The organism is Roseateles sp., from assembly GCF_036486225.1.
GTDB lineage: Bacteria > Pseudomonadota > Gammaproteobacteria > Burkholderiales > Burkholderiaceae_C > Roseateles.
The window spans coordinates 1-1,590 of sequence record NZ_DASVNZ010000175.1; the positions used below are offsets into that span (position 1 = coordinate 1).

At 69.3% G+C, this 1,590-nt stretch carries 2 protein-coding genes; both read left to right on the top strand.

The genetic code is table 11. The annotated features are described in order from the left end of the window. A partial coding sequence (locus VF536_RS12395) for an FAD-linked oxidase C-terminal domain-containing protein (RefSeq protein ID WP_331615155.1) occupies positions 1-1,390 on the top strand: 1,390 nt, incomplete at its 5' end. Next, on the top strand, positions 1,390-1,590 hold a 201-nt coding region (locus VF536_RS12400; protein ID WP_331615156.1), incomplete at its 3' end, for a hypothetical protein. The genes VF536_RS12395 and VF536_RS12400, both read left to right, overlap by 1 nt.

The following is a 1,590-nucleotide window of genomic DNA, read 5'->3' on the forward strand; positions in this document are numbered from 1 at the left end:
CCGCGAAGACACCGTCCCCTACGAATGCGACGGCCTGACCGCCTACCGCGAGCAACCGCTGGTGGTCGCGCTGCCGGAGACCGAAGCCCAGGTCGCCGCGGTGCTGCGCGAGTGCCATCGCCTGAACGTGCCGGTGGTGGCGCGCGGCGCCGGCACCGGGCTGTCCGGCGGCGCGATGCCGCATGCCGAGGGCCTGACGCTGGCGCTGGCGAAGTTCAACCGCATCGTCGCGATCGATCCGCTGGCGCGGACCGCGCGCGTGCAATGCGGCGTGCGCAACCTGGCGATCTCCGAGGCGGCGGCCGCGCACGGCTTGTATTACGCGCCGGACCCGAGCAGCCAGATCGCCTGCACGATCGGCGGCAACGTCGCGGAGAACTCCGGCGGCGTGCATTGCCTGAAGTACGGCCTGACGCTGCACAACGTGCTCAAGGTGCGCGGCTTCACCGTCGAGGGCGAGCCGGTCGAGTTCGGCTCCGAGGCGCTGGACGCCGCCGGGCTGGACCTGCTCAGCGTCGTGATCGGCAGCGAAGGGATGCTGGCGGTGGTGACGGAGGTGGTCGTCAAGCTGACGCCCAAGCCGCAGCTGGCGCGCTGCATCATGGCCAGCTTCGACGACCTGCGGCGCGCCGGCGACGCGGTCGCGGCGATCATCGCGGCCGGCATCATCCCCGCCGGTCTGGAGATGATGGACAAGCCGATGACCGCGGCGGTCGAGGACTTTGTCCACGCCGGCTACGACCTGGACGCCGAGGCCATCCTGCTGTGCGAGAGCGACGGCACGCCGGAGGAGGTCGAGGAAGAGATCGGCCGCATGAGCGAGGTGCTGCGCGCGAGCGGCGCGACGCGGCTCGAGGTCAGCGAGAACGAGGCGCAGCGCCTGCGCTTCTGGAGCGGGCGCAAGAATGCGTTCCCGGCCTCCGGGCGCATCAGCCCGGACTACATGTGCATGGACTCGACGATCCCGCGCAAGCGGCTGGCCGACATCCTGCTGGCGATCCAGGAGATGGAACGCAAGTACGACCTGCGCTGCGCCAACGTCTTCCACGCCGGCGACGGCAACCTGCATCCGCTGATCCTGTTCGACGCGAACGATCCCGATCAGTTGCACCGCTGCGAGCGCTTCGGCGCGGACATCCTCGAGACCAGCGTCGCGATGGGTGGCACGGTGACCGGGGAACACGGCGTGGGCGTCGAGAAACTCAACAGCATGTGCGTGCAGTTCTCGCCGCAGGAGCTTGAACGCATGCTGGCCCTGAAGCGGGCCTTCGATCCGAAGGGGCTGCTGAACCCCGGCAAGGTGATCCCGACGCTGCAGCGCTGCGCCGAATACGGCCGCATGCACGTGAAGCGCGGCGCACTCTCATTTCCAGAACTGGAGCGATTCTGATGGCGGTGCAAGCAGCAGATGTCGCGGCGGCGGGTTCCGATCCGACCGCCGGCTTCGTCCCCGCGACGCAACTGATGGCCACGCTGGAGGCGATGGCGGCGCGTTTCGCCGAAGGCCGGCCGGTGCGTTTCACCGGACACGGCAGCAAGGACTTCTACGGCGGCCCGCTGGGCGACGCCGAACCGATGTCGACCTTGTCG